Raw genomic sequence first — 18,485 nt, forward strand, 5'->3', positions numbered from 1 at the left:
GAATTTTTACCTAAGATGAAGCCATCATGCGCGTAATTCGGTGCCTGCACGCGCATGGAAGGAGGCGGGAGGCAGCGCCGGAGCGACGCCAGCGGATGTTGCCATCATGGATGCGAAAGTGTGCGCGTCGGCTGTCAGTCTCGCGACTGCAGCGACGCCAGCGGACGCGGCGGCAATCGCCGCGCGAACGGCGCCCGGCCGTCCCGGTCGAATCGCTCCGCTGCGCCACGCGCTGATCGCAATCGTTTGCGTTCTGGGGGCCGCACAGGTCGTGCTTGCCGGGGCTTCCGCCGAGGCTGTCGATCCGCCCGACACGGTGCGCATCGTTGCGGCCGCAAGCCCCGCGGATCCCGCCACTCCGGCCGTTGCGACACACGACACGGCCGTGCGTCAGGTCGTGCTGGGCATCGTCAGTTTCACCCGCTGGCCGACGACACCCGTGCGCCTGCATCTGTGCGTCACGGGTCGGCCCGACTATGCAAGCGGCCTGACCGACACGCTGCAGGCCGGCTCGACGCTGCTCGACGTGCAGCGTGTGCGCTTCGACGATCCCGCGCTCGGCATGGCCTGCGACATCGTCTACCTGGGCAACCTGAGCGAAGAGGAACGCGCGCGCGTGAGGGCGGCGGTAGCCGGCCATCCGGTGCTGACGATTGCGGAACACGATCCGTCCTGCACGGCGGGCGGCATGTTCTGTCTCAACGTCGACGGCGAACGCGTGTCGTTCGACATCAATCTCGACGCGGTCGCACGCAGCGGCGTGCGCGTGCATCCGAACGTGCTCAATCTCGCACGGCGGCCGGGGGCACCATGACACGGCCCACCCCTCCGGTCTCGCTGTCGCGCGTGCCGCGCCCGACGCTGCAAAGCGTGCTGCGTCGCGCGCACCTGCGCCTCGCGTTCGTCGCCGTCACGATGGCGGCCGTGTCGTTGATCGTGGTGGCCGTGATTGCATTGCGTGCGTACGCCGGCAACAACCTGAACCTGCTGGCGCGCTCGCTCGGTTATACGGTGGAGGCCGCGCTCGTGTTCGGCGATCGCGTCGCGGCGGCCGAGGCGATCGGGATGATCGCCGGCGATGAGGACGTCGCGCAGGTGACGGTCACGGATAGCCAGGGCCAGCCGTTCGCGACGTGGCAGTTGCCTGCCGGCAGCGGGATCGCGCGGCTCGAGCGCGTCGTCGCCGACTTCGCGCTGCCGGGGCCCGTGACCGCGCCGGTGGTGCACGACGGCATCATCGTCGGCCACGTCGTCGTGCGCGGCCGCGGCCATCAGTTCTTCGGATTCCTGCTGGGTGGCGTGGGCGGCATTCTCGGTTGCCTGGCCGTCAGCGTGATCGGTGCGTACATCAGCTCGCAGCGCCTGCTGCGCAGCATCGTTTCGCCGTTGCGCGCGCTGGCGGGCGTCGCCCACGCGGTGCGGCGCGAACGTGCGTTCGCGCAGCGCGTCGAGCCCGCATCGATTGCCGAACTCAACCAGCTCGGCGACGACTTCAATGCGCTGCTCGACGAATTCGAAGACTGGCAGAACACGCTGCGCGACGAGAACGCGTCGCTCGAACACAAGGCGACGCACGATGCGCTCACGGGGCTGCCCAACCGCGTGCAGTTCGAGTCGCGTCTCGCACTCGCCCTCGGCGAAGCCGGGGTGACGGGGCAGCGGGTCGCGGTCCTGTATCTCGATTGCGACCGCTTCAAGGAAATCAACGACGGCCTCGGCCACGACGCCGGCGACGCGGTGCTGATCGGTATCGCGTCGCGCCTGCGCACGCAGGTGCGCGAGGCCGACCTGGTCGCGCGCCTGGGCGGCGACGAATTCGCGGTCATGCTGCCGGCCGTGCGCGAAGCGGGTAGCGTATGTCGTATTGCTGACGAGATCCTGTCCGGCATGGCGCCGTCGATCGAGCTGTCCGACGGCCGCGTGGTGGCCACCATGATGAGTGCCGGCGTTGCGCTGTATCCCGATCACGCGTCGGATGCGAGCGGCTTGCTGCGGGCGGCGGATGCCGCGATGTACCGCGCCAAGCGCGCCCGGCCAGGCTCGTGGCAACTCGCGGAAGGGGTCGCTGGGGCGGCTTGAGGTTCATCGTTTCACGCTGCGGGCGAGGCTGCGGCAGTGGGTGGAAAAAAGCGCTCGCGATGCGCGTGCAATCGAAGGGGTCAATGATGAGCAACACGTTTCCGGTTGGGCTTGGGCGCTTGTGCGTCGGCAGCGCGCTGCTTTTATGCATGCTGCTGGGAGGGTGCAAGACGCCGCCGCCGCTTCATCGTGGATTGACGCAGACGCAGGTCACCGCGCTCAAGTCGGCCGGTTTCCAGGAAACCCAGCAGGGTTTCGAGTTCGGCTCGACCGGGCCGATCCTGTTCGATTTCGATCGCTACAACCTCAAGCCCGATGTACGGCGGATCGTCGAACGGATCGGTCGCACGCTCCGCTCGGCGGGGATCAACGGCGTACGGGTCTACGGATATTCGGACCAGGAAGGCGTGGACGAGTATGACCTCGAGTTGTCCAGGCGGCGGGCGGAGGTCGTCGCGCTTGAACTGGTCGACGTGGGGCTCGATGCGAAGCGCATCGCGGTCGTCGGGAAAGGGAAGAGCGATCCGGTCGGGGACAACAAGACGCCGGGAGGAAGGGCGCAGAACCGGCGGGCGGCGATCGTGGTGTCGCCGCGGTGATCGCCGCGGTTTCCGTGGGTGGGATGAAAGTAATTCGAAAGCTTAAGAAAACTCGCAATCGAACGCGGCGGCCGGCAGCGTGTAGCGGCACGGCAGCGTTTGCCAGCGCGCGTTCCGTTCCGAGCGTTCGCACTATTTCATCGTGACTGGGGGCGATGCCTCGCCCCGTACGGATCTGTCACACGTTTCATGCAGATTGTGTCCTGTTCCGCGCGTGCTGGCGCGGTGATTCGGCATGGGCGCCGCGTCCGGGCGACCATGCCGCCGGCCTGTTTCCGGGCTATCGAGGGCCTGAACGGAAACGTTTGCAGGTGTCTTTCTCGCGTGGGGATTTTGTCCTACATTATCGGGGCTTCGGGCCGGTCAGCCGGCACCAGGAACCTGAGAACACAAGAAGGAACAAGCATGAGTTTCGCTCCGAACGGGGGTATTCCCACTGGAATGGGCGGTAGTCCGCTCGGCTCGTTGAGCGCGCTCGGCGGTCTCGCCGGCCCGGTTGCGTCGAGCGTCGCCGGTAGCCTCGGGCCGCTTGCGGGTTTGGCCGGGCATGTCGACACCGTCCAGCGCGCGATGCAACTGGCGCAGACCGGCTTCTCGCTGATGGACAAGACGCCCGCAGCGATTGCCGAGGCGATCAACGGCGCCGCCAACCCCGCGCGCCTGACTCAGCTCAACCGCTACGTGACGCTCGATACGCCGCTCGGCCCGGACGTGCTGCTGGTCAGCGCTGCCGTCGTCGACGAGCACGTGAACCGGTTGCCGGAGATCCACCTCGACCTGCTGTCGCATCGCCACGACCTGCGCCCCGAGGACCTGATCGGCCAGCAGGTCAAGATCCGGTTCGACCAGCAGGCGCGCCTGTCGACGCTCGAACGCGTCGTCGCATCGGGCGCTGCCGACAACGATCGTTACTTCGACGGCTACGTCGCGTCGTTCGACCGCGCCGGCAACCCCGGCAACGTTACGCAATATCACCTGACGGCGGTGCCGTGGTTCTGGTTCCTGACGCGCTCGACCGACTGCCGGATCTTCCAGAACAAGACCGCGCAGGACATCCTCACCGAGATCTTCCAGGAGCACGGCTTCTCCGACTTCGTATTCGATATCCGGACGGCCCAGAAGCCGCTCGAGTACGTCGTGATGTACCAGGAGAGCTACTACAACTTCTGCGCGCGGCTGATGGAGCAGGAGGGGCTGGTCTGGACGCACCGCTACGAGAAGGACAAGCACATCCTGGTGATCGGCGATTCGAACCTGCTGTTCCGCCCGATCGACGGGCTCGCGACGGTGCCGTTCGCGGCCACCGAGGCGAGCGAGGACAGCGGCATCGACCAGTTGCATGAAGGCCGGCGCTTTGGCGTGGGCAAGGTCACGTTCCGCGACTTCAACCATCAGAACCCGTCGTCGCCGCTGATGCTGGTGGAGGCCGGGCCGCAGAACCTCAAGCATGCGCGGCTCGACGCGACCGAGCGGTTCGAGCACCAGTCGCTGTACGACCACGGCGACGACGGCAACCGTTACGCGCGTTTCGCGATGGAGGCCGAGGAGGCGCAGGCCCATCGTTATACCGGCGGCGGCTACGCGTGGCGCATGACCACGGCGGGCGCCGTCACCGTGGCGAATCACCCGGTGCTCGAGAACAACCAGGAATACGTGATCCTGCACGTGCGTCACGAGGCGGTGAACGACTACACGCAGCACAGCGCGAAGCTGCCGTATCGCAACAGCTTCGCGCTGCTGCCGAAGAAGATTCCGTACCGTGCGCCGCGCGGCACGCCGAAGCCTGTGATTCACGGTACGCAGTCGGCGATCGTCGTCGGGCCGAAGGGCGAGGAAATCTACACCAACGGGAGCGCCGTGAAGGTGCACTTTCCGTGGGACCGGCGCGGCAAGAAGGATGGCTCCGATTCGATGTGGATACGCGTGTCGCAGCCGTGGGCAGGCGACGGCTGGGGCGCGGCCGCGATTCCGCGGATCAAGCAGGAAGTGCTGGTTGCGTTCAACCAGGGGGACCCGGATAACCCGGTGATCGTCGGTCGCGTGTTCAACGGCGAGCAGGGCAACCCGTATCACGGCGCGGCCGGGCAGACGATGGGGATCAAGAGCCAGACGCACAAGGGGCAGGGGTCGAACGAAATCCGCATGACCGACACGAACGGCATGCAGGAATTCTTCATGCATGCACAGAAGGACATGAACACCGTCGTCGAGAACAACGAGACGCACAAGGTGCTGGGGCCGATGCGCACTGTGCTGGTGGCAACGGGGAGTGAAGAGAAGCAGATCCCGCAGGGCAACCTGACCGAGACGATCGCCGAGAAGCGCAGCACGACCGCGACCACCGTCGAGGTGACGACGCCGGCCAAGGATGGCGGCGGTGGCACACAGGTTTACATGGCCGAGCGCGGCATCCTGCTGAAGGTAAAGGACAGCTCGATCTCGCTCGCGCCGGAAGGCATCCGCCTCGAGCACAAGGGCTCCGTGATCCTGATGACCGACGACGGCGTGATGATCAACGGCACGCGTATCGACCTCAACAAATAATACGAACGAAACCAGCCATGCACTACGCAATCCACGAAGGCACCTTCGAACTGCCGGACGCGGCGCTCGACCGTACGGTCAACATCCTGGTGATGAATGTCGGCCCCGGCGGCCTCAATCTCGTGATCGCGCGCGGGCGGTTGCGCGACGGGGAGAATCTCGACGCGTTCGTCGCGCGCGAATGGGAAGTCGCGTCGCGCGACGCCAAGCTGCTGACAGAAAAGGCGCGCCGGCCGGTGACGGTCGGTTCCCGTGCGGGTATTCAGATCGATTCCACGCTCGAGCGGGACGGCAGGCTCTGGCATCAGCTGCAGACGATGTTTCCGTCGGACGATGCGGGCCGCGTGCTGGTGATGACGTTGACCAGCGCAGCACCGCTGACCGAAGAACAGCAGGCGATCGCCGAACGCATGCTCGCCAGTTTCCAGCCGCGCGCGGCGCGGCCGTCCCTGCTCGGGCCGGGTGACGCGTCGTGAGCGCGGAGAACTTCGCGGCCGCACGCTTCGAAGATCCGATCCAGCATACGTCGCTCCTGGGTGAGCTTGTCGGCACTGTCGGGTCGGTAGTCGGCGGCGCCATCGTCGGTGCGTTGGTGGCAGAGGCGATGGAGGGGCTGATATTCGCCGGCCTCGCTGCGCTTGAGATCGGCACGGCAGGGTTGGCGACGCCGCTCGTGATTGCGATCGGTGTGGGCGTGGCGGTCGGCTCCGGCGCGTTGATGGAAGCGAGCGGCATGAACGATGCCATCGACGACGGCGCGAAGTCGGTGGCCAATTCGCTCGTGCCGCCCGAGATCAAAGGCAAGATCGCGAGTGGGTCGGGGAACGTCTACGTCAACGACAAGCCGGCGGCGCGGGCGGCGAAGCCGGGCGATCTCGATACCGTTGCATGTACCGATCATCCTGGGCCGCAGATGATTGCCGACGGGTCAGGCAGCGTTTATATCAACAATCAACCGGCCGCGCGGGTCGGCGACAAGACGACGTGCGACGGGACGATTGCCGAAGGCTCGGACAACGTCTTTATCGGCGGTGGGACGCAGCGGGTGCGGGACGTGAAGTCGGCGACCCGGCTCGGGTGGCTGGGGGCGGCGCTCGGTATCGCGCTCGCGGTGTGCGGCCGCGGGAAGATGAGCTGGGGCGATTTTCTGAAGAGCAAGGCGCCGTGTATCGCGATGAATTTCGCGGCGGGTGCGTTCGGAACCTGGCTGGGTAGTCTGGCGAGACCCTCGGCGGGGCATCCGGTCAATGTCATTACCGGCAGCAAGGTGCTCGATGGCACGGACGATACCGACTTCGTCCTGCCCGGGCCGCTGCCGATCGTGTGGCAGCGTTTCTATAGCAGCCTCGATGATCGTGCCGACAGCCTGTTCGGGACAGGGTGGAGCGTGCCGATCAGCGTCGAGCTGCGGCTCGCGCGTGAACATGGCGAGGTTGCGTCGATCACGTACTGGGACGAGCAGGGGCGCGATATCGTGTTCCCGGCCGTGCCGCCGGGCGAGAGCCATTTCAGCGTGCCGGAAGGCATTTACCTGATCTGCACCGAAGGTGGCCACTATGTGGTCGAGACGGTCGACGGTATGTATCGCGATTTCGGTCGCGCGCGTACCGATGCGGATGGCGAAGCGCTCAAGCTGTGGCGTCTCGAGGATCGCAACGGTAACTGGATCGAGGTTGAGCGGGAATCGCACGACGACGTTGTGCGGCCCGTACGGTTGCACGATAGTGCCGGTCGCTTGCTGACCCTGTCGTACGACAAGTTGCATCCGCAACGTATTGGCGCGATCGAACTGACCCGTGGTGTTGACGGTGAACAACCCGACACGCTGGTGCGGTACGCGTACAGCAACGCCGGCGAACTGGTGGCCGTTACCGATCGTAGCGGTCATATCGGGCGACGCTTCGCATACGAGCGTGGGCTGATGGTCCAGCACACGCTGCCTGGCGGCCTGCAGTGTTTTTATGCGTGGCAGGGTGTCGGTCGCGATGCGCGTGTCGTGCGCCATTGGACCGACGACGGCGAAGCGTACACGTTCGACGCGGATCTCGCGCAGCGTGAGGTGACGATTACCGACCAGATCGGTCGCGTGACGCGCTGGACGTGGAATGAAGATCAGCAGCCGACGAGCCATACGGATGCCGAAGGCCACGTGTGGCAGCTGGAGTGGAACGCAAAGCGGCAGTTGGTCAGCACGACCGATCCGGCCGGGAACACGACGCGCTTCGAATATGACGAGCGTGGGCGTCAGACGCAGCGCATCGATGCGCTTGGCCAGGTTGAGCGAACCGAGTGGAACGGGTACTACGACCTGCCTGTTGCGGAAACCGATCCGGCTAATTCGCGCTGGATTTACCGCTACGACGATCGCGGCAATCTGACGATGACGCGCGATCCGGCGGGTTTTGCGACCGAGTATCACCGGGACGAGCGCGGGCTCGTGCACACGATTCGCGATGCGCGGGGTGGGTACAAGTTCCTCGAGTGGAATGGTCGTGCGCAGTTGACGTCGTATACCGATTGTTCCGGCAAGGTTACGCGGTTTGCGTATGACGCACGTGGTGCGCTCGCGCGTGTGACCGATGCGGCCGGGCAGTCGACCGTGTACGAAACGGATGCGATGGGGCGGGTCACGGGGATCGGGACGGCCGATGGTGCTCGTCAGGCATTCCGGTATGACGTGGCCGGGCGTCTCGTTGAGGTTGTCGATGCGAATCAGCGCAGCACGCGGTATGAGATCAATCCGCGCGGGCTGCTGCTTGCTCGTACTGACGCGGCTAATCGTGTGGTGCGATTCGGGTATGACGATGCGTTCCGGCTTGCGAGCCTGACCAACGAAAACCGCGAGTCGTATCGCTTCCAGTATGACCGTCGCGATTTGGTGGCCGCGCAGATCGGGCTCGATGGCCACAAGCGTACGTACGAATACGACGTGTGCGGCCAGGGCACGATCGTGCGGGATGGAAAGATCGAGACGCGATACGAGCGCGATGCGATCGGGCGACTGACGGCGAAGCAAGCCACGCATGAGCGATGTGAGTACCTGTACGACAAGGCGAGCCGAATCGCGTCGGCCGAGTTGTACACGCTGGCTGCTCGTGGTCCTTTGCTGAAGAATCGGGTCAGCCTGAAGTACGGGGCGCGTGGTGAGGTGCTCGAGGAATACACGCCGACGGGCTGGCTTGCGCATACCTACGATGAGCTGGGTAACCGCGTCAGCACCACGATTTCAGGTGAGCGTACGATCGACTGGCTGCATTACGGGTCCGGACACGTGCACCAGATTCGTTTCGATGGTGCCGCGGTTGCGGACATCGAACGGGACGATCTGCATCGCGAGGTGCTACGGACGCAGGGCAAGCTGACGAGTCACTTCGGGTATGACGCCGTGGGGCGCCGTGCGCGGCAAACTGCGCAGCGAGGTACGGCGGGCGGCGAGTTGCTTGCGAAGCAGTGGCAATACGATGCCGCAGGCGACGTGATCCAGAAGCGCGATCAGCGTTATGGCACGACGAGCTATCGGTATGACCCGACGGGGCGCATCGAACAGATGGCAGGGCCGGGACTGCCGCCGGAAGTGTTTCGTTGGGATGCGGCGGCCAACCTGGTGTCGAGCGATCACCCGGGCGGATACGTCGAGCACAACCGGCTCAAGGTGTTCGAGGACAAGCGCTTCGAGTACGACGCGTATGGGCGGCTCGTTCGTAAGCTCAGCGGGCATGGGCCGGCGAAAGAGCTCACGCTTGAATACGACGACTGGAACCAGCTCAAGACCGTGGTGACGAAGGACCGGCTCGGGGTTGCGACGACGCATTTCGAGTACGACGCGTTCGGCCGGCGGGTTCGGAAGCTCAACGGCAGTTACGCGAGTACGGATTTCCTGTGGGACGGCATGCGGTTGGTGCAGGAAACGTATCACGATCGTCAGGGCGAGGAAGCGCTGACGTACTTGTACGAGTCGAATAGTTATGTGCCGCTTGCCAGGATCGATCAAGGGAAGGCGGCGGCTAATGATGCGGATGGGCGGGATGCGGTTTACTACTTCCACAACGATGTATCGGGGTTGCCCGAGGAATTGACTGACGCTGGTGGCGAACTGGTTTGGCAGGCGCGCTATAAGATTTGGGGTAATGCGGTGCAGGAGGAGTGGATCGCGCGGGCGCCGCAGAGGTCGACAGCCACTTGGGGTGAGGTGTCGGTGGCCGCGCCGACGGCGATACATGCACCGCGACCACAGAACTTGCGCTTCCAAGGGCAGTATTTGGATCGTGAAACCGGGCTGCACTACAACACCTTCCGGTTCTACGATCCGGATATCGGGCGATTCATCACGCATGATCCCATTGGACTTGCTGGTGGCATCAACCTCCACATGTACGCGCCGAACCCGGTAAGCTGGATTGACCCGTGGGGCTTGAGGTGCGGGCCGGGCGAAGCGACAGGAGCTGGGCGTAAAGTGACTCCCGGAAGATGGCTACGCGGTACCCATGGGAACGCCGGTGCCTTTCCGGAGTCGATTGCAAAAAAGATGAAGGGACGCTCTTTTAGGGAAACGCTGATTTATTCGGCTCGGCGGTCATCGCAGACGTAGCCGAGGACGTTTAGAAGACAGCTCACGGAACGGACCCACGACGATGAAGAGGCAGATCGGCTTCGCGGAAGCGGAAATTGCAGGCAAGAAGCGAGTGACGAGGCGCCAACGCTTCCTGGAAGAGATGGAGAAGGTCGTTCCGTGGCAGCGCTTGCTGTCGGCCATCGAACCGCACTATCCGAAGGGCACGCGAGGTCGCCCGCCGATTGGCCTTGAGCGGATGCTGCGAATCTACTTCGTGCAACAGTGGTACGGACTGTCGGACGAAGGACTGGAAGACGCGCTGTATGACAGCATCACGCTGCGAGCCTTCGCCGGCATCGATCTGGCGATCGAGAACGTGCCTGATGCAACCACGCTGTTGAAGTTCCGGCGCCTGCTGATCGAACACGAACTGACACGGAAGTTGTTCGACGAGATTGGCATCTCGCTGTGCGAGCGTGGGCTGATGATGAAGGAAGGCACGCTGGTTGACGCGACGATCATTGAAGCGCCGCCGTCGACCAAGAATGCCGGGAAGAGCCGTGACCCGGAAATGCATCAAACGAAGAAGGGCAACGAATGGCACTTTGGCATGAAAGCCCACATTGGCGTCGACGCCGACTCGGGCCTGATTCACAGTGTGGTTGGCACGGCGGCCAACGTGTCGGATGTATCGCAAGCTCATGCCCTGCTGCACGGGCATGAAGAGCAGGTGTTCGCCGACGCGGGCTACATTGGCGTCGACAAGCGCGAGGAAATGGCGGGCAAGGCCGTGAAGTGGCACGTCGCTGCCAGGCGGGGAAAGATCAAGGCGATGCAAGAAGGAGCGCTGAAGGACCTGGTGATCGCGCTCGAGCGAACCAAGGCGCAGATCCGTTCGCGGGTTGAGCATCCGTTTCATATCGTCAAGAATCTGTTTCAGCATCGCAAGACCCGATACAAGGGCTTGGCCAAGAACACCGCGCAACTGTTCAGCCTGTTCGCTCTGGCGAATCTGGTGATTGCGCGAAATCTGTTGCGATCGGTCCATGGGAGCAGTCCGTCATGCGTATGAAAAATGCGAGCAGGGGAGGCTCGCTTACGCGCCAAATTCACTGAATTGAGCGCCGATTCGCTTCGTCATCCAGAAAATTTGAAGCCATCTCGCCTGCAACTTCGGAAGTTGGTCCATTGATCAGCGTTTCCCTAGCGATTCATGGGGTACAAGTCCTCCGAATCACTGACATGAAACATCAGGCACGGACACGCTCCCTATACCTAACGGCCAATCCCCCCAATCCCCCATTTCTGAGATGCCAGCCCGACTACACTGGTCTTGAAGCCTTGCTTCTCGTCATCGGGAGTAGAACGCAGTCCCCTCCGCCCCGATGGTCGACCGTAAGCCGTCTTGCCCAACAAGACCCAGCGAAGGGGGAGAAAGAAGGGAAAACCCAAGGCATCAAAAAAGCGCGGGCCGCATGGGCGGCAACCCATACGACCCGCTGACCACCACCAACTCACACCAGGAGTCGGAAATGGCTGACGCCAATACTAAGCCACGTCGTAGAAAGAACAAACCGGTCAACATGCAAAAGACGTTTGAGCTGGTCCTGCGCAACTACCCGGACCTTCCCAAGCGAGGCTGGCCGTATCTGCCGTGGATGAAGGCGATCGACATTGATTTCAAGATCTTCGGATTCAAGCCTGGCGACCGCGTATACGTGGACGCCAACTACGCGACCCGGCAGATCACGATCACGCCGGATTACAGCCAGTTGGCGTTGCGAGAGCAGCCGTACCACGATCTTGACCGTGGACCGTCGACGCTATAACGCCTGCAAGGGCCGCTTGATGCGGCCCTAGCGAGTGGAATGCAGGCGTTTCCCGAATGCGACTGACTGCCGGGGCGACACCGCCCGGCCATTGCTGCAAACGCCGCGACTCACACCTCCAGCCACCTTCAACAACTGTCACGACCGCAAGGTCCGTGAGGCGACACGGCGCCTGCCGAAACAGCCGAATGGCGTCAAATCATCAAATCAACGCCCACCGGCTTGCCGCTTCACAAGCGCCCCCCGCTGCAACACATACTCGACCCGCGCGCCTTCATCGGCCACGACTCCGATATCTTCAAGCGGATTCCCATCCAGCACGACGAGGTCGGCGATCGCGCCCACGGCCACCACCCCAAGCTGCCCCTGCATATTGACGATCTCCGCCGCGACGGTCGTCGCCGACCTGAGCGCTTCCAGATTCCCGAGCACCTCCGCCCGAATCCGAAACTCTCCGCTTTGAAACGCGTGCATTTCCCCGAGTAGATCCGACCCGAACCCCATCTTCACGCCGGCGTTCGCATAGATTTCCAGCGATTCGCGGCCTTTCTGCTGAACGGAAGCCACCTTTGCCACCGAATCCGGCGGCATCCCGAACTCCGCGCCGTGTTTGGCCAGCGCGTCATAAGTGACAAGCGTGGGCACGACAAACGCGCCATGCTCGCGCATCAGCTTCGCCGCCGCCTCATCCACGAGATTCCCGTGCTCGATCGTCCTAACCCCACACCGCACCGCCCGAGCAATCGCCCGCCCCGTATACGCATGCGCCATCACATACGTATTCGCGGCTTCGGCCTCATCCACGATGGCCCGAATCTCGTCCTCGGAGTACTGCGTGTTCGCAATCGGGTCGGTAGGCGAAGCCACGCCACCTGACGCCATGATCTTGATCTGCGTCGCGCCTTTCTGAATCTCCTCACGCACGGCAAGCCGCACACCTTCGACCCCGTCCACCACCCGAGCAATCGCCCCCGTCCTGAAACAGCAAGAACAAGGCTCCAGCAAATCCCCGCGCGGCCGAAAGTCCCCATGCCCGCCGGTCTGCGACAACGCCTTTCCCGACGGAAAAATCCGCGGCCCCGACACCAGCCCGGTTTCGACCGCCTGCATCAAACTCCAGTCTGCGCCCCCAGCATCGCGCACGCTGGTGAACCCGCGCGACAACATCGCATCGAGAATCGGCAACGACCGAATCGCGGCAAGAATATTCGGCTGCGTCGCATTCACACCGAGGTTCGCATTCGAAGCCAGCACATGCACATGGCAATCGATGAATCCCGGCATCACGGTCTTGCCGCGCACGTCGATCACCTGCGCATTCGGCAAATCCACCGGCCGATCGGTGACTTCGACGATCCGTTCTCCGTCGATCACGACATGATGATGGTCGAGCAGCACGCCCCGTTCGAGATCGAGTACGTTGCCGCCTTGCAGCACGGTAATGGTCATGGATAGAGATCCTTATCGATTGACGGAAGCCGCCCGCTTGGCGTCCTTCACGAAGCGCGTTCCGATGAAACTGACGGCCGCCGCGAGCGTCACGTAGAAGGCCGGCGCCATGTTGCTGCCAGTGCGGGCGATGAGCCACGTGATCAGGAACGGCGCGAAGCCGCCGAAGATCGTGACCGCGAAGTTGTACGCAACGGACAGCCCGGTCGACAGCACCTTGGTCGGGAACAGTTCGGCGAACGCCGCGAGGATCGGCCCCGTGTAGGTCGCGATCAGCACGCCGAACACGGCCTGGAACACGATCAGCGACGTGAACCCGGGCGCATGGTTGATCCACGCGAACATCGGCCACGCGAGCAAGAAGATGGCCAGCGCCGATCCGGACAGGAATACGCGCCGTCCCCACACGTCGGCGAGCCGGCCGACGATCGGCGAGCAGCACATGATCATCAGCCCGCCGACCATGCCGGCCGCGAAGCCGGTCGATTGCGGCAGATGCAGCGTGCGCACGGAATACGTCGGCATGTAGAAGAGCAGCACGTAGGTGCAGACGGTCCACAGAATGACCATCGAAAAGCTCGCGAACGTCTCGCGCGGGTAGGTGGACAGCACTGCCTTCAGCGGCGAGCTTTCTTTTGCCTGCGCTTCGACGGCGCTGAAGGCGGGCGTCTCGTCGATATGGCTGCGGATGTAGTAGCCGACGGGCCCGACGATGATCCCGAGCAGGAACGGCAGCCGCCAGCCCCAGCTATGCAGCGCCTGCGTGTCGAGCGACGTCGTGACGAAGGTGCCGGTCGCGGCGCCGAGCAGCACCGCGAAGCCGATGCTCGACTGGATCCAGCTCGAGTAGTACGCACGCTTCTCCGGCGGCGCGTATTCGGTGAGGAACGCGGTGGCGCCGCCCATCTCGCCACCGGCCGAGAAGCCTTGCAGCAGCCGCGCGACGACGATCAGCAGCGGCGCGGCGATGCCGGCCTGTTCGTAGGTCGGCGCGAGCCCGATGAGCGCGGTGCCGGCGGCCATCATGAGGATGGTGAGCGACAGCGCGGCCTTGCGCCCGACCTTGTCCGCGTAGATGCCGAGCACGATGCCGCCGACGGGCCGCATGAAGAAGCCGACGCCGAACGTCGCGACGGTCAGCAGCACGGACGTCAGTTCGTTGCCGGTCGGAAAGAACAGTTTCGCGATGATGACCGCGAAGAAGCTGTAGACGGTGAAATCGAACCATTCGAGACCATTGCCGATCACGGTCGCGACGATGGCGCGGCGGCGCTGCTGCACTGCCGCATCGACGGCAGGCGCGGCGCGCGGGGAAAGCGTTCCTTGCATGGTCTCTTCCTCTATCGGAATCAGAAGGCGGGACGGCTGCCCCGCGTGAACCCATGCTAAGGACAGCGCGATTTTTTTCTGAAACGAAAGATTTGCATGCACGCATGCGCTACGCGCATGCATCGCAATCAGGACGCGGTCTGCTTCTCCGCCTGTTCGAACAGCCAGCGTGTGAACAGGCGTGCGGCGTGGTTCTGCGCGCGGTCGTTCGGCGAGATCACGTAGTAGCCGCCGCCGTGGCTCGCGGATGCTTCCGTCACGCGCACGAGCAGGCCGGCCTCGATGCATGCGTCGATCATGTAGCGCCAGCCGAGCGACACACCCTGGCCGAGAATCGTCATCTGTACGATCTGCGGATAAGAATTGATCGTGATGTCCTGCGGCCGTGCCTTCTGCCGGTCGATGTCGTTCTGGTCGAACCATTCGGACCACGACATCCATTGGCGCTGGCCATCCTCGAGACGCAGCAGCGTCTCGTTCGCAAGATCGGCTGCGTCGAGCGTGCGGCCGGCCAGATAGCCGGGCGAGCAGACCGGAAACACTTCCTCGTCGAACAGGCGGCGCGCGGTGTATTCGGCCGGCGCCTGCTGACGCACGTAGTACACACCCACGTCGAACTCCGCCGGCGACATCGACGCGAGCCCGTCGCGCACGATCAGCCGCAGCTTGATGTCCGGATAGGCGGCGCGAAACGCGGGCAGGCGCGGTGTGAGCCACAGCAGCGCAACGCCCGACGAGCATGCGATCGTCAGTTCGAGATCGCCATAGGGCTTCATTACATCGTGCGTGGCTTCCGCGCATTGCGTGAGGAGATGGTGCACCTGCGCGGCGTATTGCTCGCCGGCGATCGTCAGCCGCAGCGAACGATGTTCGCGCACGAACAGCGAGCGGCCGAGGAATTCCTCGAGCTGCTGGATCTGCCGGCTGATCGCGCTTTGGGTCAGATGCAGCTCGGTGGCCGCGCGCGTGAAGCTCGCATGCCGCACGGCGGCTTCGAACGCGATGAGGCACTGAAGGGGCGGCAGGGGCGTGATGCGCATGGCAGCTTGGGAGGTCGAGGAGGCTGCCGATATGATACGAGCGGATCGAAAGGAAATCACAAGGAAGCAGGGTGCGCCAGTCACCGCATTCATGCGAAGATTGACCGCACAACACACTCGCCCGAGAACGACGTGACCCTATTCAACCCTGAGAGCAAACCGGACGCCGCCCATCCGCCGTGGATGCCCGTCGCGATGGCCGAACTCGGCATCCGCCGCCATCCGCCCGGCAGCATCAACCCGCGCATCGTCGAATACAACAACCAGACGAACCTGGTCGGCTACGACGACAAGATTTCCTGGTGTTCGTCCTTCGTCAACTGGTGCATGACGCACGCCGGCATACGCGGCACGGGCTCGGCGCTTGCGCGTTCGTGGCTCGAATGGGGGAGGCCGCTGGAACGCCCGGTCTACGGCTGCATTGCAATCCTGACCCGCGACGATCCCGCGAGCTGGAAAGGGCACGTCGGTTTCTACCTGCGTCACGATGACGAGCAGGTGTATCTCTTCGGCGGCAATCAGCTGGAAGAAGTACGCGAACTCGCGTACCCGTTGAACGAAGTGATCGGCTACCGCTGGCCCGACGCCGCGTGACGACGCAGCAACAGCCCATACAAAACCACGAGCGCCGCGTAACCGGCCGCTGCTAACCTGTCACACAACCGCATCGACCCACCCGGAGCCCGTCGGCGCATCAACGCGCCGCCACCGGCCTCCGCACCCACAAGGAGCCTGCAGTGCAAACCGGTCATCTCCGTCTCTACGCGGATACGCAATACACGAGCCCTTACGCGATGTCGGTCTTCGTGGCGCTCGAGGAAAAAGCGTTGCCTTACGAACTGGTGACCGTCGACCTCGGCAACCGCGCGCATTTCGCGCCCGACTACGCGGCGACGTCGCTGACGCAACGTGTGCCGACGCTCGTCCACGACGATTTCGCGCTGTCGGAATCGTCGGCGATTACCGAGTATCTCGACGAGACTTTCCCGGGCACGCGGCTCTATCCGGTCGAGCCGCGCCAGCGTGCGCGGGCGCGACAGGTGCAGGCGTGGCTGCGCAGCGACCTGATGCCGGTGCGGACGGAGCGGTCGACCGAAGTGCTGTTCTACGGGCCGTCGAGCGAGCCGCTGTCGAGTCTCGCGCAGGCCGCCGCGCAGAAGCTGTTCGTGGCCGCCGACAAGCTGCTTGCACCGGGCGCGTCGAACCTGTTCGGCGAGTGGAGCATCGCGGATGTCGACCTGGCGGTGATGCTGAACCGTCTGGTGCTGAATGACGATCCGGTGCCGCAGCGCCTCGCCGACTATGCACGTGCGCAGTGGGAACGGCCGTCGGTGCAGCGCTGGGTGAAGCTGAAGCGGCCGCCGTTGTAATTCGCCATGAACGTGATCTGGCCGATCCTCATGGTGCTCCTGTTGGCGGCAGGCGTGTTTGTTGCGGTCCGGTTCTGGCACAAACTCATCACGCGTATCGTCACCGTGATCGTCGGATTGGGTATTGCGTGGATCGTGGCTTACTCGATTGCGTTGACGACGGTCCAATGTCTCGGATCGTGCGGCTGAAGAGCGGGGCGCCGGCAAGTATGGAAGCCGCCGCCCTGTCGTGATCCCGCCTAGTTCTTCGCCACTTCCTCCGATTCCGTCGGCGGCCCACCCGCCGCGTCATTCCTGCTCCACCCACCCCCGAGCGACCGATAAAGCGCCACCGCCGCCAGCGCATGTTCGCGCTTGACCTGATTCAGCGAATCCGAATCCCGCAGATAAACCTCCTGCGCGGACAGCACATCCAGAAAATCCGTCGCACCGCCCTTATAGAGCTGATTCGCCAACCCAAGCGCCTTGTCCGACGCAGCCAGCGCGCTACCCAGCCTGCGCGTCGCCTCATCGGAACTGACGAGATTCGCCCGCGCATCCTCGACTTCCCTCAGCGCCTGCAGCATCGTCTGCCGTAACCCGAGTTCCGACTCGCGCATCCGGCTTTCGCTCTGCGAGATGTCGGCGGTAATGCGCCCCGCATTGAAGATCGGGCTCGTCGCACTCAACGCCGCACTGAACAGGTTATCGGTCAACGTCGGCAACCCGAGATAAGAAGCCGCCAGAATCCCGTCCGTCAGGTTCAACGAAAACTTCGGATACCGCTCGGCCTTTGCCACACCGACTTGCGCGGCCCGCCGCTCGACCTGCGCATACGCGGTCAGTACATCAGGCCGCCGCAGCAACGCCTGGGAAGGCAACGTACCCGGTGCGCCAACCGGCGGCGCGGGAATTTCCCCCGCCTGCGCGAGCACCAGCCGATCAACAGATTCCGGCGTCCTCCCCGAATACACCGCAATCAGATTGAGCTGATGCGCAATCTGCGCCTGCGTCGGCGGAATCCGCGCTTCGAGCGCATCGAGCTGGTTCTGCGCACGCGTGACGTCAAGCTCGGTCGACAGCCCGAACGTCTGCCGCTTGCGCGTGAGTTCGAGCGCATGCTGCCGGATCTTCGCGTTGTCCTGCAGGATCTTCAATTCCTGCTGCGCCCAGCGCAGATCGACATACGCGGAAGCCGCATCGGCCGCGAGCGCGAGCCGCATCGCATCTTCCGCATGCTTCTGCCCGACGAGCTCGGCCTGAGCGGCAAGCAGATCGAGCCGTTCACCGCCGAACACATCCGGCGACCAGCTCAACGCGAGCCCGGCACCCGCCTGCCGCACATACCCGAGCGGCGGCGGCGTGTTCTGGCGTGCGTCGGCCGCATGCGCGGTCGCATCGAGTTCGGGCAGCAGCACTGCGCGCTTCTGCACGGTCAGCGCCTGCGCCTGCTTCACGCGTTCGGCGGCGGCCTGCAGATCGAGGTTGCCGTCGAGCACGGTGGCGATCAGCCGGTCGAGCGCGGGATCGTGGAATTGCGCCCACCACGCGGCGGCGTCGATGTCCGCGCGCGGCACATCGGTGTCCCATGCGTCCGGCGCGAGCGTCCGAACCGAATCCTGAAGCGCCGGATGCTGCGCGGGCTGCACCGCGCATCCGGCGGCGAGTGCGCTGACGGCGAGGGCGACGAGAAGTTTTTTCATGATGGGGATGAC

15 protein-coding genes are annotated in these 18,485 nt (G+C 64.0%); 11 read left to right on the forward strand and 4 right to left on the reverse strand.

Features of this window, described 5'->3' with window-relative positions:
- The first annotated feature begins 106 nt into the window (after positions 1–106).
- The 8 genes from CFB34_RS07190 to CFB34_RS07225 all read left to right on the forward strand — a co-directional run bounded on the left by CFB34_RS07190 (position 107) and on the right by CFB34_RS07225 (position 11,603).
- Positions 107–814: a YfiR family protein gene (locus tag CFB34_RS07190; RefSeq protein ID WP_089441839.1), complete on the forward strand. Its 708-nt coding sequence runs from the start codon at positions 107–109 to the stop codon at positions 812–814.
- A complete protein-coding gene (locus CFB34_RS07195; RefSeq protein ID WP_089441840.1) occupies positions 811–2,079 on the forward strand; it encodes a diguanylate cyclase in 1,269 nt (422 codons plus the stop codon). Before CFB34_RS07190 ends, CFB34_RS07195 begins: the two co-directional genes overlap by 4 nt.
- An 86-nt stretch (positions 2,080–2,165) precedes the next feature.
- Entirely contained in the window at positions 2,166–2,678 is a 513-nt protein-coding gene (locus tag CFB34_RS07200) for an OmpA family protein (protein ID WP_089442218.1), read from the forward strand.
- A 405-nt stretch (positions 2,679–3,083) separates the two neighbouring features.
- The gene (tssI, locus tag CFB34_RS07205) at positions 3,084–5,222 is read left to right on the forward strand and encodes a type VI secretion system tip protein TssI/VgrG (RefSeq protein ID WP_089441841.1); all 2,139 of its coding nucleotides are present in this window, start codon (positions 3,084–3,086) and stop codon (positions 5,220–5,222) included.
- 17 nt (positions 5,223–5,239) lie between these two features.
- On the forward strand, positions 5,240–5,698 hold the full coding sequence (locus tag CFB34_RS07210; protein ID WP_089441842.1) for a DUF1795 domain-containing protein: 459 nt from the start codon (positions 5,240–5,242) through the stop codon (positions 5,696–5,698).
- Positions 5,695–9,810 carry an RHS repeat-associated core domain-containing protein gene (locus CFB34_RS07215; RefSeq protein WP_242808577.1) on the forward strand — a complete coding sequence of 1,372 codons (4,116 nt, stop codon included), beginning with the start codon at positions 5,695–5,697 and terminating at the stop codon, positions 9,808–9,810. Before CFB34_RS07210 ends, CFB34_RS07215 begins: the two co-directional genes overlap by 4 nt.
- A 43-nt stretch (positions 9,811–9,853) precedes the next feature.
- Positions 9,854–10,846, forward strand: a complete 993-nt coding sequence (locus CFB34_RS07220; RefSeq protein WP_006412423.1) for an IS5-like element ISBmu2 family transposase — start codon at positions 9,854–9,856, stop codon at positions 10,844–10,846.
- A 460-nt stretch (positions 10,847–11,306) separates the two neighbouring features.
- Positions 11,307–11,603 (forward strand): hypothetical protein, encoded by a 297-nt coding sequence (locus tag CFB34_RS07225; RefSeq protein WP_089429160.1) that lies wholly within the window; start codon positions 11,307–11,309, stop codon positions 11,601–11,603.
- 207 nt (positions 11,604–11,810) lie between these two features.
- Here CFB34_RS07225 and CFB34_RS07230 read toward each other — a convergent pair whose 3' ends face one another.
- From CFB34_RS07230 to CFB34_RS07240, 3 genes are all read right to left on the reverse strand, one after another.
- Complete coding sequence (locus CFB34_RS07230) at positions 11,811–13,052, reverse strand: amidohydrolase family protein (protein WP_089443082.1); 1,242 nt, start codon at positions 13,050–13,052, stop codon at positions 11,811–11,813.
- 12 nt (positions 13,053–13,064) lie between these two features.
- Complete coding sequence (locus CFB34_RS07235) at positions 13,065–14,381, reverse strand: MFS transporter (RefSeq protein ID WP_089443081.1); 1,317 nt, start codon at positions 14,379–14,381, stop codon at positions 13,065–13,067.
- 128 nt (positions 14,382–14,509) lie between these two features.
- A complete protein-coding gene (locus CFB34_RS07240) occupies positions 14,510–15,421 on the reverse strand; it encodes a LysR substrate-binding domain-containing protein (RefSeq protein WP_089443080.1) in 912 nt (303 codons plus the stop codon).
- A 183-nt stretch (positions 15,422–15,604) separates the two neighbouring features.
- On the opposite strand from CFB34_RS07240, the gene CFB34_RS07245 reads away from it, so the two are divergent.
- From CFB34_RS07245 to CFB34_RS07255, 3 genes are all read left to right on the forward strand, one after another.
- On the forward strand, positions 15,605–16,015 hold the full coding sequence (locus CFB34_RS07245) for a TIGR02594 family protein (RefSeq protein ID WP_089428115.1): 411 nt from the start codon (positions 15,605–15,607) through the stop codon (positions 16,013–16,015).
- Positions 16,016–16,158: 143 nt separating this feature from the next.
- The gene (yfcF, locus tag CFB34_RS07250) at positions 16,159–16,791 is read left to right on the forward strand and encodes a glutathione transferase (RefSeq protein ID WP_089443079.1); all 633 of its coding nucleotides are present in this window, start codon (positions 16,159–16,161) and stop codon (positions 16,789–16,791) included.
- A 6-nt stretch (positions 16,792–16,797) separates the two neighbouring features.
- Positions 16,798–16,980 carry a hypothetical protein gene (locus CFB34_RS07255; protein WP_069250984.1) on the forward strand — a complete coding sequence of 61 codons (183 nt, stop codon included), beginning with the start codon at positions 16,798–16,800 and terminating at the stop codon, positions 16,978–16,980.
- A gap of 50 nt (positions 16,981–17,030) precedes the next feature.
- Here CFB34_RS07255 and CFB34_RS07260 read toward each other — a convergent pair whose 3' ends face one another.
- The gene (locus CFB34_RS07260; protein ID WP_089443078.1) at positions 17,031–18,473 is read right to left on the reverse strand and encodes an efflux transporter outer membrane subunit; all 1,443 of its coding nucleotides are present in this window, start codon (positions 18,471–18,473) and stop codon (positions 17,031–17,033) included.
- Positions 18,474–18,485: the final 12 nt, after the last annotated feature.

It is taken from the genome of Burkholderia sp. HI4860 (genome assembly GCF_002223045.2).
Taxonomy (GTDB): Bacteria; Pseudomonadota; Gammaproteobacteria; order Burkholderiales; family Burkholderiaceae; genus Burkholderia.

Excerpts from the sequence above, each read along its gene's own strand:
- CFB34_RS07200 (WP_089442218.1), top strand. The coding sequence starts at position 2,166 with ATGAGCAACACGTTTCCGGTTGGGCTTGGGCGCTTGTGCGTCGGCAGC.
- CFB34_RS07225 (WP_089429160.1), top strand. The coding sequence starts at position 11,307 with ATGGCTGACGCCAATACTAAGCCACGTCGTAGAAAGAACAAACCGGTC.
- CFB34_RS07230 (WP_089443082.1), bottom strand. The coding sequence starts at position 13,052 with ATGACCATTACCGTGCTGCAAGGCGGCAACGTACTCGATCTCGAACGG.
- CFB34_RS07245 (WP_089428115.1), top strand. The coding sequence starts at position 15,605 with ATGCCCGTCGCGATGGCCGAACTCGGCATCCGCCGCCATCCGCCCGGC.
- CFB34_RS07240 (WP_089443080.1), bottom strand. The coding sequence starts at position 15,421 with ATGCGCATCACGCCCCTGCCGCCCCTTCAGTGCCTCATCGCGTTCGAA.
- CFB34_RS07235 (WP_089443081.1), bottom strand. The coding sequence starts at position 14,381 with ATGCAAGGAACGCTTTCCCCGCGCGCCGCGCCTGCCGTCGATGCGGCA.
- tssI (WP_089441841.1), top strand. The coding sequence starts at position 3,084 with ATGAGTTTCGCTCCGAACGGGGGTATTCCCACTGGAATGGGCGGTAGT.
- CFB34_RS07195 (WP_089441840.1), top strand. The coding sequence starts at position 811 with ATGACACGGCCCACCCCTCCGGTCTCGCTGTCGCGCGTGCCGCGCCCG.
- CFB34_RS07260 (WP_089443078.1), bottom strand. The coding sequence starts at position 18,473 with ATGAAAAAACTTCTCGTCGCCCTCGCCGTCAGCGCACTCGCCGCCGGA.
- CFB34_RS07190 (WP_089441839.1), top strand. The coding sequence starts at position 107 with ATGGATGCGAAAGTGTGCGCGTCGGCTGTCAGTCTCGCGACTGCAGCG.
- CFB34_RS07255 (WP_069250984.1), top strand. The coding sequence starts at position 16,798 with ATGAACGTGATCTGGCCGATCCTCATGGTGCTCCTGTTGGCGGCAGGC.
- CFB34_RS07210 (WP_089441842.1), top strand. The coding sequence starts at position 5,240 with ATGCACTACGCAATCCACGAAGGCACCTTCGAACTGCCGGACGCGGCG.
- CFB34_RS07220 (WP_006412423.1), top strand. The coding sequence starts at position 9,854 with ATGAAGAGGCAGATCGGCTTCGCGGAAGCGGAAATTGCAGGCAAGAAG.